The organism is Mycolicibacterium aichiense (assembly GCF_010726245.1).
GTDB classification, from domain to species: Bacteria; Actinomycetota; Actinomycetes; order Mycobacteriales; family Mycobacteriaceae; genus Mycobacterium; species Mycobacterium aichiense.
The window spans coordinates 3,754,124-3,769,019 of the sequence record NZ_AP022561.1 but is presented as its reverse complement, the minus strand read 5'-3'; the positions used below and the strand labels follow the sequence as shown (position 1 = coordinate 3,769,019).

Here is a 14,896-nt window from a genome sequence, read left to right as displayed (position 1 = left end):
ACAAAGACGGAAGGCACCCCCGCGGCAATGGCCGAATACATCTACACGATGCGCAAGGTCCGCAAGGCACACGGCGACAAGGTCATCCTTGATGACGTCACGCTCGCCTTCCTGCCCGGAGCCAAGATCGGCGTCGTCGGCCCCAACGGTGCGGGTAAGTCCAGCGTGCTGAAGATCATGGCCGGCCTGGATCAGGCCAACAACGGCGACGCGATGCTGGCGCCCGGAGCGACGGTCGGCATCCTCATGCAGGAGCCGCAGCTCGACGAGACCAAGACCGTCCGGGAGAACGTCGAAGAGGGCGTGGCGATCAAAGCCAAGCTCAACCGGTACAACGAAGTGGCCGAGCTGATGGCCACCGACTACACCGACGAGCTCATGGACGAGATGGGCAAGCTCCAGGAGGAACTCGACGCCGAGGACGCCTGGGACATCGATTCGCAGCTCGAGCAGGCGATGGACGCGTTGCGCTGCCCGCCGCCGGACGAGCCGGTGACGCATCTGTCCGGAGGTGAGAAGCGCCGCGTGGCGCTCTGCAAGCTGCTGCTGAGCAAGCCCGACCTGCTGCTGCTTGACGAGCCGACCAACCACCTCGACGCCGAGAGCGTGCTCTGGCTCGAACAGCACCTGGCCGCCTACAAGGGCGCCATCCTGGCCGTCACCCACGACCGGTACTTCCTGGACAACGTCGCCGAGTGGATCCTCGAACTCGACCGCGGCCGTGCCTACCCCTACGAGGGCAACTACTCGACCTATCTGGAGAAGAAGGCCGAGCGACTCGAGGTACAGGGCAAGAAGGACCAGAAACTGCAGAAGCGCCTCAAGGAGGAACTCGCCTGGGTGCGCTCCGGCGCCAAGGCCCGGCAGGCCAAGAACAAGGCCCGTCTCGGCCGCTACGAGGAGATGGTCGCCGAGGCGGAGAAGACCCGCAAGCTCGACTTCGAGGAAATCCAGATCCCGGCTCCGCCGCGACTGGGCAGCGTGGTGGTCGAGGTTGAGCACCTCGACAAGGGGTTCGAGGGCCGCACCCTGATCAAGGACCTCTCGTTCACGTTGCCCCGCAACGGCATCGTCGGCGTCATCGGACCCAACGGTGTCGGTAAGACGACGCTGTTCAAGACCATCGTCGGACTCGAACAACCCGACAGCGGAACCGTGCGGGTCGGCGACACCGTCAAGCTGAGCTATGTCGACCAGAGCCGCGCCGGCATCGACCCCAAAAAGACGGTCTGGCAGGTGGTTTCGGACGGTCTCGACTACATCGAGGTCGGCCAGAACGAGATCCCGTCGCGGGCCTATGTGTCGGCGTTCGGCTTCAAGGGGCCCGATCAGCAGAAGCCGGCCGGCGTGCTCTCCGGTGGTGAGCGCAACCGGCTCAACCTGGCGCTGACCCTCAAGGAGGGCGGCAACCTGATCCTGCTCGACGAGCCCACCAACGACCTCGACGTCGAAACGCTGTCCTCGCTGGAGAACGCGCTGGAGAACTTCCCGGGCTGCGCGGTGGTGATCAGCCACGACCGCTGGTTCCTGGACCGCACCTGCACGCACATCCTGGCGTGGGAGGGCGACGACGACAACGAGGCCAAGTGGTTCTGGTTCGAAGGCAACTTCGGTGCCTACGAGGAGAACAAGATCGAGAGAATGGGAGCCGACGCGGCTCGTCCGCACAGGGTCACCCACCGCAGGCTCACACGCGACTAATGTTGGCGGCTGCGGACCAGCGTCGGTTCGCACGCTGATCAGGAGTCGCAGGTATGACGGTTGACCCCAAAGCTGCCGAGTCACTGGGTGAGGCCTACCTCGCCACCTATCGCGGCCCGCACGGCGGGGCCCCCGACGTGGACGCCACCGACACCGGCCCGCTGGTCGCGGCGGCTGCCGAGCACGCGGTGCCCGGCGAGCTGATCGCCGCGCAGGAGCGGCTGGCTCGCGTCCGGGCTGTCGGCGAGACACTGGTCGCGGTCTATCCCGGCGACGATCCCGGCGGGTTCGGGCCCGCGTTGCAGATCGTCGCCGACCAGGCCACCATGCTGCTCGACTCGGTCACTGTGCTGCTGCATCGGCTCGGCGTCAGCTACGTCGCGCTGATGAACCCGGTGTTCCGGGTGCGGCGCAGCGCAACCGGCGAACTGCTGGACGTACGCCCTTCGTCGAACGATGATCCGGCGGCCGGCGAGTCCGACGGGATCGACGAATCCTGGATCCACGTCCAACTCGCGCCGTCGGTCAACCGCAAGGCGCTGGCCGAGGCGGAGCGGATGCTGCCGATGGCGGTGGCCGACGCCCGTCAAGTGGCGCTCGACTCGACGGCGCTGTCCGCCGCGCTGCACGACCTCGCCCGCGAAATCGACAACGATCCGGGAACTCGATTCGTCGGCGCGGACCGCGGCGACGTCGCCGACCTGTTGCGGTGGCTGTCCGACGGCCACTTCATCCTGCTGGGCTGCCAGGACTGCACGGTGCACGACGGGGTCGCCAGCGTAGTCGAGTCCAGCAGGCTCGGGGTGGCGCGGCTGCGTACCGAGGTGCTGCCGGAGCTCACCAACCCCGGCGACGTGCTGGTGCTGGCACAGGCCACCATGCCCAGCTTCCTGCGGTACGGGGCGTACCCGTACATCGTGGTGATCCGGGAACGTGCCGGTGAGCAGGACATCGAACACCGGTTCGTCGGGCTGTTCACGGCGGCGGCGATGAGCGCCAACGTCCTTGACATTCCGCTGATTTCGCGGCGGGTGCGCGACGTGCTGGCGATGTCGCAGAGCGACCCCAGCCACCCCGGGCAGCTGATGCTCGACATCATCCAGACCATCCCGCGTTCCGAGCTGTTCTCGCTGACCGCCGAGCAGCTGCTCGCGATGGCGACCGCCGTCGTCGACCTCGGCTCGCGCCGGCGGGCCTTGCTGTTCCTGCGCGCCGCCCAGCTCGGCCACTTCGTGTCCGCCCTGGTTTATCTGCCCCGCGACCGCTACACCACAGTGGTGCGGCTGGCGATGCAGGACATTCTGGTGCGTGAGTTCGGCGGCCTGAGTATCGACTACACCGCACGGGTCAGTGAATCACCCTGGGCAGTAGTCCATTTCACTGTCCGGCTGCCGGACAGCTCCACCCGTGAGTCGATCGACGACAGCGAGCAGAACCGTACCCGGGTGCAGGGCCTGCTCACCGAGGCGCTGCGCACCTGGGGTGATCGGCTGATCGGTTCGGCGCGGACCGGCAAGATCGACCAGGCGATCGCCGAGCACTACGCCGAAGCTCTACCCGAGTCCTTCAAGCAGGCCGTCACCTCGACCGAGGCGATCACCGACATCGGTTTCATCGAAGCGCTGCAAGAGGATTCGGTCAAACTGCAGTTCGAGGAAGGTGACGAGGGCAACGAGGCCTTCCTCACCTGGTACCTCGGCGGATCGACCGCGTCCCTGAGTCACCTGCTGCCGATGCTGCAGTGCATGGGGGTGCTGGTGCTCGAGGAGCGCCCGTTCACCGTGGTGCGCCCGGACGGGCTGAAGGTGTGGATCTACCAGTTCAAGATCCGTCCGGATGCGTCCATGCCGGTGGCCGCCAGCCAGGAGGAGTGGGACGCCACCGCGCAGCGGTTCGCCGATGCCGTCACCGCCATCTGGCAGGGACGCGCCGAGATCGACCGATTCAACGAACTGGTGCTGCGCGCCGGGCTCACCTGGCAGCAGGTCGCGGTGCTGCGCGCCTACGCGAAGTACTTGCGGCAGGCAGCTTTTCCCTACAGCCAGTCACACATCGAGTCGGTGCTCAACGGCAACCCGGGCACCGCGCGTTCACTGGTCGCCCTCTTCGAGGCGATGTTCGATCCGGACTCCGCCGACAAGGGCCTGGACGCGCTCGCCGCGGCCGACGCGGTGGCCGCCGACATCGATGCCCTGGTCAGCCTCGACACCGACCGGGTGCTGCGGGCGTTCGCGACGATGATCCAAGCGACGCTGCGGACCAACTACTTCGTCACCAGCGCCGACTCGGCGCATGCGCAGAACGTGCTGTCGCTGAAGCTCGATCCGCAACTGATCGACGAATTACCGCTGCCCCGACCGAAATTCGAAATCTTCGTGTACTCACCTCGGGTCGAGGGCGTGCATCTGCGGTTCGGTCACGTGGCGCGCGGTGGCCTGCGCTGGTCGGATCGCCGGGAGGACTTCCGCACCGAGATCCTCGGCCTGGTCAAAGCCCAGGCCGTCAAGAACGCGGTGATCGTGCCGGTCGGCGCCAAGGGCGGATTCGTCGTCAAGAAGCCACCCGCGCCGCTCGGCGACGCTGCCGCGGACCGGGATGCCTTCCGTCACGAGGGAATTGCCTGCTACCGGCTGTTCATCGCGGGGCTGCTCGATGTCACCGACAATGTCGATCGGTCGACCGGACAGGTCATCACCCCGCCCCGGGTGGTCCGCCGCGACGGCGACGACGCCTACCTCGTCGTCGCCGCCGACAAGGGCACCGCCACCTTCTCCGATATCGCCAACGACGTAGCCCAGTCGTACGGCTTCTGGCTGGGTGACGCGTTCGCATCCGGCGGTTCGGTCGGCTACGACCACAAAGCCATGGGCATCACCGCCAAAGGCGCCTGGGAGTCGGTCAAACGGCACTTCCGGGAAATGGGCGTGGACACCCAAACCCAGGACTTCACCGTCGTCGGGGTGGGCGACATGAGCGGCGACGTCTTCGGCAACGGAATGCTGCTGTCACATCACATCCGGCTGATCGCCGCTTTCGACCACCGGCACATCTTCATCGATCCCGACCCGGACGCGGAGCGGTCGTGGCAGGAGCGGCGTCGGTTGTTCGAACTGCCCCGGTCGAGCTGGGAGGACTACGACGCCAGCCTGATCAGTGCGGGCGGCGGTGTGTTCAGCCGCCAGCAGAAGTCGATACCGGTCAGCCCGCAGATGCGTGCGGCGCTCGGCCTGCAGAGCGACGCCGACGAGGTCACCCCGCCCGCTCTGATGAAGGCGATCATGCAAGCCCCGGTGGATCTGTGGTTCAACGGCGGCATCGGCACCTACATCAAGGCCGAATCCGAATCCGATGCCGAAGTCGGCGACCGCGCCAACGACACCATCCGGGTGAACGGAAATCAGGTGCGCGCCAAGGTGATCGGCGAAGGCGGCAACCTCGGGGTCACCTCACTGGGCCGGGTCGAATTCGATCTGTGCGGTGGCCGCATCAACACCGACGCCATGGACAACTCCGCCGGCGTCGACTGCAGCGACCACGAGGTCAACATCAAGATCCTGGTCGACTCGCTGGTCACCGCGGGCAAGGTGAGCGCCGACGAGCGCACCGAACTGCTGGCCTCGATGACCGACGAAGTGTCGCGCCTGGTCCTCACCGACAACGTCGACCAGAACGATCTGATGGGCACGAGCCGGGCCAACGCCGCGACCCTGCTCAACGTGCATGCCCGCCAGATCGTCGAGCTCGAGCAGCGGCGCGGGCTCAACCGTGGGCTGGAAGCGTTGCCGTCGAACAAGGAGATCCGCCGCCGCCAAGAGGTGGGCATCGGGCTGACCTCCCCGGAACTGGCCACCCTGATGGCGCACGTGAAGCTGGCCCTCAAGGACGACGTGCTGGCCAGCGAGCTGCCCGACCAGGAGGTGTTCGCCGCACGTCTGCCGCAATACTTCCCGAGCCAGCTGAGTGACCACTTCGCAGGTGAGATCCGCGGCCACCAGCTGCGCCGGGAGATCACCACGACGATGTTGGTCAACAACGTGGTCGACACCGGCGGCATCACCTTTGCCTACCGGGTCACCGAGGACACCGGTGTGGGATACGTCGACGCGGTCCGCACGTTCGTGGCCACCGACGCGATCTTCGGGATCACCAAGGTCTGGCAGCGCATCCTCGACGCGTCTCGGGCGGGCTTGCCGATCAACGTCTCCGACCGGATGACCCTGGATCTGCGTCGCCTGCTCGACCGGGCGTCGCGCTGGCTGCTGAACTACCGGCCGCAGCCGCTGGCGGTCGGCGCCGAGATCAACCGGTTCGCCGCGACGCTGGCCGAGCTGACACCGCGGATGTCGGAATGGCTGCGTGGTGACGACAAGGCGATCGTGGCCAAGGAGGCCGGCGAGTTCCAGGCGCACGGCGCCCCGGCGGATCTGGCCTACACCGTGGCCACCGGCCTGTACCAGTACAGCCTGCTCGACGTGATCGACATCGCCGACATCGTCGACCGGGACCCCGCCGAGGTCGCCGACACCTACTTCGCCCTGATTGATCACCTGAGCACCGACGGCCTGCTGACCGCGGTGTCCGGACTCCCTCGTGACGACCGTTGGCACTCATTGGCGCGCTTGGCCATTCGCGACGACATCTACGGGTCGTTGCGGGCTCTGTGCTTCGACGTGCTGGCGGTCGGCGAACCCGAGGAGACCGGGGAGGAGAAGATCGCAGAGTGGGAGCACACCAACGGATCACGGGTCGAGCGGGCACGTCGCACGCTGGCCGAGATCTACGCCGACGACGAACGTGACCTGGCCACACTGTCGGTGGCGGCACGCCAGATCCGCAGCATGACCAGGACGAGTGGAACAGGGTCAAGTGGTTAATGGATTCACCACCGGCGTGCACGTGCGCTGGTCGGACATCGACATGTATCAGCACATCAACCACGCCACGATGGTGACGATCCTGGAGGAGGCACGGGTCGACTTCCTCGCCGAACCATTCGCCGAGGACATCACCACCATCGGGCTGCTCATCCACGAGGTCCAGGTGCTCTACAAGGGCCAACTGCGGTTGGAAGACTCGCCGCTGCAGGTGACGATGTGGACCAAGCGGCTGCGCGCAGTGGACTTCACCCTCGGCTATGAGGTGCGATCGCTCAACGCCACACCGGACTCGCGGCCCTCGGTGATCGCCGAGACACAGCTGGCCGCCGTGCACATCAAAGAGCAACGGCTGGTGCGGCTTTCGCCCAAGCATCGGGAGTACCTGCAGCGCTGGCAGCGATGACGCTCACCATTCCCGACGCTGTGATGCGCAGCGATCTGGCGGTGTTCGTCGAACACGCGCTGCGCCTCGACGAAGCCGCGGTGGTCCGGCTGCGCGCCCGAGCTGACGGCGTGGTGACGGCCTGGGTCGCCACCGGGTTCGATGTGCTCGCCGTACGCGCGGTTGCCGGTGAGGTCAACCCTGCCGACTTGTCCTGCGGGGCAGACGAATTGGCCCGCGGCCTGCGTAACCCCGAGGTGTCCGGCCGGGTGGATCCCGGCTTCCCGATGGATTCCGCGTGGCGCGGCGCACTGCCGCCGGACACCGGTTTCACCCACCTCGACGATGTGCCGGCCGCCGTGCTGATCGACCTGGCCCAGCGGGGTGCTGACCTGGCCAAGGAGCACAGCGGCGCGCACGGACCACCGGCGTCGCTGCTGGATCAGGACGTGCTGCGGGTGAGTTCGGGCGACACCGAGGCCGGCGTGCCGATGCGGTGTGTGTTCGCCTTGACCGCAATGGGATTCATGCCGGAACCGCCGGGTGAAGACGAGATCGTCCGGGTACGGCTGTCGCCGACCTGGTTGCGGATCGACGCGCGGTTCGGATCGGTGTATCGCCGACGCGGCGATCCAGCGCTGGTGCTGCGTTAGTATCCGCGCGTGGCTGACAACGTCCACGGCACCCTGCCGTTCTGGAGCCGCCCGGCCGCCCGGGTGACGGTCGGGGGTGCGGTCGGCGCGGTCGTGACCGCCGTGCTGTGGCGCCAGAACGGCATGCTGTCGCTGCTTGGCGGGTGGACAGCGCTCGCGCTGATCTTCACCGGCTGGACATGGCTGGCGCTGTGGGGCTTCGATCACGAAGAAACCGAGCAGCACGCCAGTCAGGAGCAGCCGCTGCCGTGGGTCGTCACGGCTTTGGTGCTCGGTGGCGCGGCCGCCAGCCTGGTCGGGGTCTGGGTCCTGTTGGGCCGCAGCCAGGATGCCGCGGGCGGGGTCCGCCACGATTCGGGTGCGGGCTGGATGGCCGTCGGCAGCGTCGTGCTGTCCTGGCTGACCATCCACACGCTGTACGCGATCATTTACGCCAAGCACTATTTCGACTCGACGCAGCCCGGCGGCATCGATTTCAACAGCCCGCCCGGCCACAAAGACCAACCCTGCTTCAAAGACTTCTTCTACGTCGGCTTCGCCGTGGGGATGAGCTTCGCGATCTCCGACACGAACCTGACCTCGACGCGGATGCGAGCCACCGCGCTGGGCCATGGACTGCTGTCGTTCGTGTTCGGCTCGATCATCGTGGCGTCGGTGGTGAACCTGCTGGCCGCGGGCGTCTAGCCCGTCACGATCCACGCCGCCGAATCCGGCGGCAACTGCCCTTCGAGCAACGGCGCACTGGCGGCGAGCAATTCGCCGGCCGGTAGCTCGAGCGGAGTGCGGCCGGTGTTCAGCACGCACAACACTCCGGCCGACACGAACGCCAGAGCGTCATCGCGCAGCTGCAGCCACTCCACGTCGAACTCGGTGAAGTGAAAGTGGCTGTGCCGCAGTCGCAGGATCGTCCGGAAGAAGTGCAGCGTCGAATCAGGGTCGGCCAGTTGGCGTTCGACGGTCAGCGCGGACCACTCCGGCGGCATCGGTAACCAGGTATCCGGGTTCGACGAGAAGCCGAAAGGCGGTGCGGCGCCCGACCACGGCATCGGCACCCGGCAGCCGTCACGGCCGCGTTCGGTGTGCTTGGACCGTTCCCACACCGGATCCTGCAGCGCATCGTCGGGCAGGTCGACATTGGGCAGCCCCAGCTCTTCCCCGTTGTAGAGGAACACCGCTCCGGGCAGCGCCAGCATGACCATCGCCATCGCGCGGGCCCGGGCCAGCCCGGTGGCCCCGTCGCCGTAGCGGGAGACCTCGCGCTCCACGTCGTGGTTGGACAGCGTCCAGGTCGGGCTCGCATCTGCCAGCCCCGCGGCGGCCAACGCGTTCTCCACCGCGCCGCGGATATCGGCCGGGTCGAATTCGGCTCGCACCAAACGGAAATTGAAGCCCATGTGCAGTTCGTCGGGCCGCAGATATTTCGCGAAGTCCGCGTTGTCGAACACCCAGATCTCGCCGATCGTCACCGCGTGCGGATAGTCGTCGAGCACCGAACGGATGCCGCGGTGGATGTCATGCACGCCCTCGTGGTTGAACCGGGGATCGTGGTCGTCGAGCGTGAGCATCTCGACGTCCGGGTTCGACATGTCCGGCAGGCCGGGCGGTTTGGCCATGCCGTGCGCGACATCGATACGGAAGCCGTCGACCCCGCGGTCCAGCCAGAATCGCAGGGTCTTCTCCAGGTCGGAGAACACTTCGGGGTTGTCCCAGTTGAGGTCTGGCTGTTCGGCGTCGAACAGATGCAGGTACCACTGACCATCCGCGACCCGTGTCCAGGCCGGTCCGCCGAACACCGACACCCAGTTGTTGGGCGGCGTCCCACCCAAATCATTTCCCGGGTCGCTGCGCTCCTGCCCTCCGCTCGGCCCCCGGCCGTCGCGGAAGATATAGCGTTCGCGTTCAACACTTCCCGGCGCCGCGGTCAACGCGGCCTGGAACCAGCTGTGCGCCGAGCTGGTGTGGTTGGGCACCAGATCCATCGTGATGCGGATGCCGCGGGCATGCGCCTCGGTGATGAGCCGCTCCAGCGCGCCGAGCCCGCCGAAAAGCGGGTCGACGTCGCGGGGGTCGGCCACGTCGTAGCCGTGATCGGCCATGGGGGAGACCATCACCGGGTTGAGCCAGATCGCGTCGACGCCCAGCTCGCTCACGTGATCGAGGTGCGCGGTGACGCCCTCGAGATCGCCGACACCGTCACCGTTGCTGTCGGCGAAGGACCGGGGATAAATCTGATAGAAGATCGCGTTCGTCCACCACGGGACGGCTTCGCTCATCGGTGTCCTCTAGAACGGGGAGTTGACCATCGCCTGCGCGGCCATCTCGAGGTAAGCCAGCAGCTCCCGCCGGTGCGCGTCATCGAGCGTCTGGGAGTCGATTGAGGCTACCGCGGTGTGCATGCACCGCAGCCACGCGTCGCGCTCGATGAAACCGATCTTGAACGGCACATGGCGCATCCGGAGCCGGGGATGGCCGCGAAGGTCTGAATAGGTCCGCGGGCCGCCCCAATACTGCTCGAGGAACATGCGCAGCCGGACCTCGGCGTCGTCGAGCTCGTCGGGGGGATACAGCGGAAGCAGCACCTCGTCCTGGCGAACCTGCTCGTAGAAACGGGACACGATCGTCCGGAACGTGTCATGGCCGCCCACGGCGTCATAGAAGGTCTGCCCATCCCCGTCGGCCTGAGTCTCTGTCACCCCACCATTGTGTACATCCACCCCAGCAGGGGGCTCACGTCACCCGATGTTCACGGATTTGACCTGCGAACACGGGACAAATAGTCGTGCGGACGCGGCGGATCCGTGGTGCACTGGTTGGCGGAGGACGCATGTCGCAGCGCAAACGGAACCGCGGTCACCGCGCCGCGGGGGGCCCGATCGGGTCCGTGGCCGGTTCCAGCCTGCACGCCGACCCTCACATACCCAGCCCGGCCGACGGATCAGTGTGGGGACGTCGCCGGGTGCTGTTGCTGAATTCAACCTACGAACCGCTGACGGCACTCCCCATGCGCCGGGCGGTGATCATGCTGCTGTGCGGCAAGGCCGACGTGGTGCACGACGATCCGACCGGGCCGGTGATCCACTCGGCGACGCGGGCGATCGTGGTGCCGTCGGTGATCCGGCTGCGCAGCTTCGTCCGGGTCCCGTACCGGGCGCGCATCCCGATGACCCGGGCCGCGTTGATGCACCGGGATCGGTTCCGCTGCGCATATTGCGGGGCCAAGGCCGACACCGTCGACCACGTGGTGCCGCGCAGCCGGGGCGGTGAGCACTCCTGGGAGAACTGCGTGGCCGCCTGCGGGACGTGCAACCACCGCAAGGCCGACAAATTGCTGAGCGAGCTGGGCTGGACACTGCGGCTGGTGCCGATGCCGCCGAAGGGCCAGCACTGGCGGTTGTTGTGCACCATCAAAGAACTCGACCCCGCTTGGGTGCGCTACCTGGGTGAGGGCGCGGCCTGACTGCTACGGTTTGCAACGTGAATGCTGCCGTCATCCACGGTCTATTCGTGGGCATCCCGTTTGGGCTCGCCGCTGTGCTGGCCTTGCTGTTCATCCCCGGCAAGAGCAAGCACCCCAAGACCTACAAATTGTCCGAACCTTGGACGCACGCGCCGATCCTGTGGGCGGCCGTCGACGAGGTGGTTCCCGGCGGTGGCCATCACGGTCACGGCTCGGCCGAGGTGAACGTGGGAGGTGGAGCAAGTGGCAAGTGGTGACCACGGCACCGCGGTAGCGACCGTCGACCCGGCCAACCTGCCCTACGGCTGGGCGGTGACCACCAGCGGACGCCTGTCCGGGGTGACCGAGCCGGGCGAGTTGTCGGTGCACTACCCGTTCCCGATCAGCCAGCTGGTCGAACTGGACGATGCGCTGAAGTACGGCAGCCGGCAGTCCAAGGCCCGCTTCGCCGTGTACATCGGCGACTTGGGCAGCGACACCGCTGCCCGCGCCCGGGAGATCCTGGCCGACGTGCCGACCCCGAACAACGCCGTGCTGCTGGCCGTGTCCCCGGACCAGAAGGCCATCGAGGTGGTCTACGGCGCGGATGTGCGCGGCCGTGGTGCCGAGTCGGCTGCCCCGCTCGGGGTGTCGGCGGCCGCGTCGGCGTTCAAAGAGGGCAATCTGATCGACGGCTTGGTCAGCGCCGTGCGGGTGATGTCAGCGGCCATCTCCAGGCCGTAAACAGCTGTGCCCGACTTCCTCTGCGCGAGATTGAACTCACGCAGAGGAAGTCCGAGTAGACGTCTGCGTGAGTTCAATCTCGCGGGTTGGTCAGGCGGGCGCGACTAGACGGCTTGGGCCGCAGCGAGCAGTTCGGCGCGGATGCGCACATACCGCTCGAGGAACAGGCGTTCGTCGAGCCGCTTGCGGCGCAGCCAGCCGGTGACCTCGTCATTGCACTTGCTGGCGTTGCACGCCCCGCAAGCCGGCACGACATTGTCGATCGTGTAGCGGCCGCCCCGCGATATGGCCATGACGCAGTCCCGCTGCAGCGGCTTACCCGTGGCCCCGCAGTACGCGCAGCCGTTCCAGGCGAGCTTCAGCGTCGCCCACTGCTCGTCGGTCAGGTCGTTGACCACAGCTTTCACCCGTCGGGTACGCCTACGCGCCGCGCGTGCTCGTCGGGTGTTCCTGGCTGCCATGGCGTGATTTTGGCAGCGCGAGGTCACTGCGCGTCGAAGGCGCGCGCTTTCAGTGAGCGTTCGATACCAGCGCGGCCTTCCAGCACGAGCCTGCGCAACGCCGTCGGCAGCTCGCCTGCCAGAAAGCTGTCCGCGGCAAGCAGGGCTTCGGAGCTGATGTCCCATGACGGGTACAGGCCGATCACCACGGTCTGTGCGACCTCGCTGGAGCGCCGCTCCCACACCCCGGGGATCGCCGCGAAGTAGCGCTCGGTGAACGGCTTCAGCAGCGCGCTCTGCCCGGTCTGGACGAACCCGCCGATGATCGCGCGTGCGGTGATGTTCGGCAGGGTGTCGTCCTCGATCACCTGCTGCCACGCCGCATTCTTGACGTCGAGCTGCGGGCGGGCCGCTGCCGCCGCGGCCGCGTGCCTGCGACCGGCGGCGGTCGGATCACGCTGGGCTTCGGCGTCGAGGAACGGTGTCTGTACGCCGTCGCCGTCGATGTCGCCGGACGCGGCGAGTGCGGTGACGATGCGCCACCGCAGATCGGTGTCGATCACCAGGCCGGGTAGATTCACCTCGGCCGGCTCGTTGTCCAGCAGGGTCGCCAGCACCGCGACGTGATGCAGCTGCAGCACCGATGTGCACAGCGCGTTGACGAACGCGAGCTGATGGTCCGACCCCGGGGAGGACTCCCGCGCCAGGTCCAGCAGCCGGTCGGCGAACGCCGGCCACCCGTTGGCGCACGCCCACTGTGGATCGGCGTAGGAATTCAGTGCGGTCTGCGCCTGCAGCAGCAGCCGCTGGGCCACCCCGACCTCGGTCTCGGCCTGCACACCACTCATCACCAGCGCCACGAAATCGCGGGCCTTCAGCTCGGCGTCGCGGGTCATCTCCCACGCCGCCGACCACACCAGCGTCCGCGGCAGCGGCTCCTCGATGTCGGCGATGCGGGTCAGGGCGGTCCGCAGCGAATCGTCGTCCAGCCGCAGCGAGCAGTAGGTCAGGTCGTCGTCATTGACCAGAACCAGCTTGCCGCGTGAAACGCCCTGCAGCGCAGGGACTTCGGTGACGGATCCGGAGATGTCGAGCTCTTCGCGGTGCACCCGGACCAGCTTGCCGGTCGTCGGGTCGTCGTCGTAGATGCCGACCGCCAGGCGGTGCACCCGGGTCTCGCCGGCTCCCGGTGCCGCACCGCCCTGATTGATAGCGAACCGGGTGAACCGGCCCTCGTCGTCGACGTCGAAGTCGGCGCGCACGGTGTTCAACCCGGTGGTCTTCAGCCACTGGCGGCCCCAGTCGGACAGGTCGCGCCCGGAGGCCTTCTCCAACGCACCCAGCAGATCGTCGAACGTGGCGTTGTCGAAGGCGTGCGCGGCGAAGTAGTCACGCAGTCCGGCCAGGAAGTGCTCCAACCCGACGTAGGCGACGAGCTGCTTGAGCACGCTGGCGCCCTTGGCGTAGGTGATGCCGTCGAAGTTGACCTCGACGGCGTGCAGATCCGGGATGTCGGCGGCGACCGGGTGGGTCGACGGCAGCTGGTCCTGGCGGTAGGCCCACGACTTCTCCACATTGGCGAAGGTGGTCCACGCCTGGTCGTACTCGGTGGCCTCGGCCTGGCACAGCACCGAGGCGAACGTGGCGAACGACTCGTTGAGCCACAGGTCGTCCCACCATGTCATCGTCACCAGATCGCCGAACCACATGTGCGCCATCTCGTGCAGCACGGTCTCGGCGCGGCGCTCGTAGCTGTAGCGGGTCACCTTTGACCGGAAGACGTAGTCCTCCAGGAACGTCACCGCGCCGGCGTTCTCCATTGCGCCGGCATTGAATTCGGGCACGAACAGCTGGTCGTACTTGCCGAACGCGTACGGCACCCCGAAGTTGCGGTGGTAGAAGCCGAAGCCCTGCTTGGTTTCGGTGAACAGCCGCTCGGCGTCCATGTACTTGGCGAGCGACGAGCGGCAGAACAGCCCGAGCGGGATCTCGCCGTGCTCGTCGGTGTAGACGTCGTCCCAGCGCGCGTACGGGCCGGCGATCAGGGCCACCAGGTAGGTGCTCATCCGCGGGGTGGTGGCGAAGGTGTGCTTACCGTCTTCGGCGGACACCGTGGCGCCGTTGGAGATCACCCGCCAGTGCGACGGTGCGGTGACCGTCACGTCGAAGGTGGCCTTGAGATCGGGCTGGTCGAAGCAGGCGAACATCCGCTTGGCGTCCGCGGTTTCGAACTGCGAGTACAGGTACACCTCACCGTCGACCGGGTCGACGAAGCGGTGCAGGCCCTCACCGGTGTTGGAGTAGCGGCAGTCGGCGTCGACCACCAGGACGTTGGTCTTCTCCAGGCCCTGCAGCGCGATGCCGGTGGACTCGTCGTATCCGGACACGTCGATGTCGTGGCCGTTGAGCACCGCACTGTGCACGGTGTCGGCGGCCAGGTCGATGTAGGTGTCGGCGCCGGGCAGCGCCTCGAATTCGACGGTGGTCGTGGATCGGAAAGTCGTCTCGGATCCGGTCGTCAGATCGAGCGCGATGGAGTAGTTGCCGACGGTGACCAGAGCAGCGCGCTCGATGGCCTCGTCACGAGTGAGGTTGGGTAGTGCCACGCGTCCAACCTAGCGGCAGTGGGAACAGTGTTCTATTGGAAGGAGTTGAGTTGGAAG

Annotated in this window: 12 protein-coding genes; 8 read left to right on the top strand and 4 right to left on the bottom strand. The window is 67.0% G+C overall.

The features are described from left to right. The first annotated feature begins 27 nt into the window (after nucleotides 1–27). From ettA to G6N32_RS18250, 5 genes are read left to right on the top strand one after another with little or no spacing between them, the layout of a single operon-like run. Entirely contained in the window at nucleotides 28–1,701 is a 1,674-nt protein-coding gene (gene ettA, locus G6N32_RS18270) for an energy-dependent translational throttle protein EttA (RefSeq protein ID WP_115321385.1), read from the top strand. A 53-nt stretch (nucleotides 1,702–1,754) separates the two neighbouring features. Then, a complete protein-coding gene (locus tag G6N32_RS18265; protein ID WP_115320792.1) occupies nucleotides 1,755–6,575 on the top strand; it encodes an NAD-glutamate dehydrogenase in 4,821 nt (1,606 codons plus the stop codon). Then, nucleotides 6,568–6,981 (top strand): acyl-CoA thioesterase, encoded by a 414-nt coding sequence (locus tag G6N32_RS18260; RefSeq protein ID WP_115320791.1) that lies wholly within the window; start codon nucleotides 6,568–6,570, stop codon nucleotides 6,979–6,981. The genes G6N32_RS18265 and G6N32_RS18260 overlap by 8 nt, the downstream gene beginning before the upstream one ends. After that, nucleotides 6,978–7,613, top strand: a complete 636-nt coding sequence (locus G6N32_RS18255; protein ID WP_115320790.1) for a DUF8185 domain-containing protein — start codon at nucleotides 6,978–6,980, stop codon at nucleotides 7,611–7,613. The genes G6N32_RS18260 and G6N32_RS18255 overlap by 4 nt, the downstream gene beginning before the upstream one ends. A 9-nt stretch (nucleotides 7,614–7,622) precedes the next feature. Then, a complete protein-coding gene (locus G6N32_RS18250) occupies nucleotides 7,623–8,297 on the top strand; it encodes a DUF1345 domain-containing protein (protein WP_115320789.1) in 675 nt (224 codons plus the stop codon). Here the strand turns inward: G6N32_RS18250 and G6N32_RS18245 are convergent. Together G6N32_RS18245 and G6N32_RS18240 are read right to left on the bottom strand one after the other, a co-directional pair. Further along, entirely contained in the window at nucleotides 8,294–9,886 is a 1,593-nt protein-coding gene (locus tag G6N32_RS18245) for a glycoside hydrolase family 13 protein (RefSeq protein WP_115320788.1), read from the bottom strand. The two genes, G6N32_RS18250 and G6N32_RS18245, sit on opposite strands and share 4 nt — an antisense overlap. 9 nt (nucleotides 9,887–9,895) lie before the next feature. Continuing rightward, nucleotides 9,896–10,306, bottom strand: coding sequence for a globin (locus G6N32_RS18240; protein WP_115321383.1), 411 nt, complete (start codon nucleotides 10,304–10,306; stop codon nucleotides 9,896–9,898). Between the two features lie 131 nt (nucleotides 10,307–10,437). Here G6N32_RS18240 and G6N32_RS18235 point away from each other — a divergent pair, with 131 nt between their 5' ends. Genes G6N32_RS18235 through G6N32_RS18225 form a run of 3 tightly spaced genes read left to right on the top strand, consistent with a single transcriptional unit; the run spans nucleotide 10,438 to nucleotide 11,793 of the window. Continuing rightward, nucleotides 10,438–11,070 carry an HNH endonuclease gene (locus G6N32_RS18235; RefSeq protein WP_115320787.1) on the top strand — a complete coding sequence of 211 codons (633 nt, stop codon included), beginning with the start codon at nucleotides 10,438–10,440 and terminating at the stop codon, nucleotides 11,068–11,070. Nucleotides 11,071–11,087: 17 nt separating this feature from the next. Next, entirely contained in the window at nucleotides 11,088–11,327 is a 240-nt protein-coding gene (gene ctaJ, locus G6N32_RS18230; protein WP_102805722.1) for an aa3-type cytochrome oxidase subunit CtaJ, read from the top strand. After that, nucleotides 11,314–11,793, top strand: a complete 480-nt coding sequence (locus G6N32_RS18225) for a DUF5130 domain-containing protein (protein WP_115320786.1) — start codon at nucleotides 11,314–11,316, stop codon at nucleotides 11,791–11,793. The genes ctaJ and G6N32_RS18225 overlap by 14 nt, the downstream gene beginning before the upstream one ends. Nucleotides 11,794–11,897: 104 nt before the next feature. Here G6N32_RS18225 and G6N32_RS18220 read toward each other — a convergent pair whose 3' ends face one another. Beyond that, entirely contained in the window at nucleotides 11,898–12,254 is a 357-nt protein-coding gene (locus tag G6N32_RS18220; protein WP_115320785.1) for an HNH endonuclease, read from the bottom strand. 23 nt (nucleotides 12,255–12,277) lie between these two features. Then, nucleotides 12,278–14,839, bottom strand: coding sequence for an aminopeptidase N (gene pepN / locus G6N32_RS18215; RefSeq protein WP_115320784.1), 2,562 nt, complete (start codon nucleotides 14,837–14,839; stop codon nucleotides 12,278–12,280). Nucleotides 14,840–14,896 lie beyond the last annotated feature (57 nt).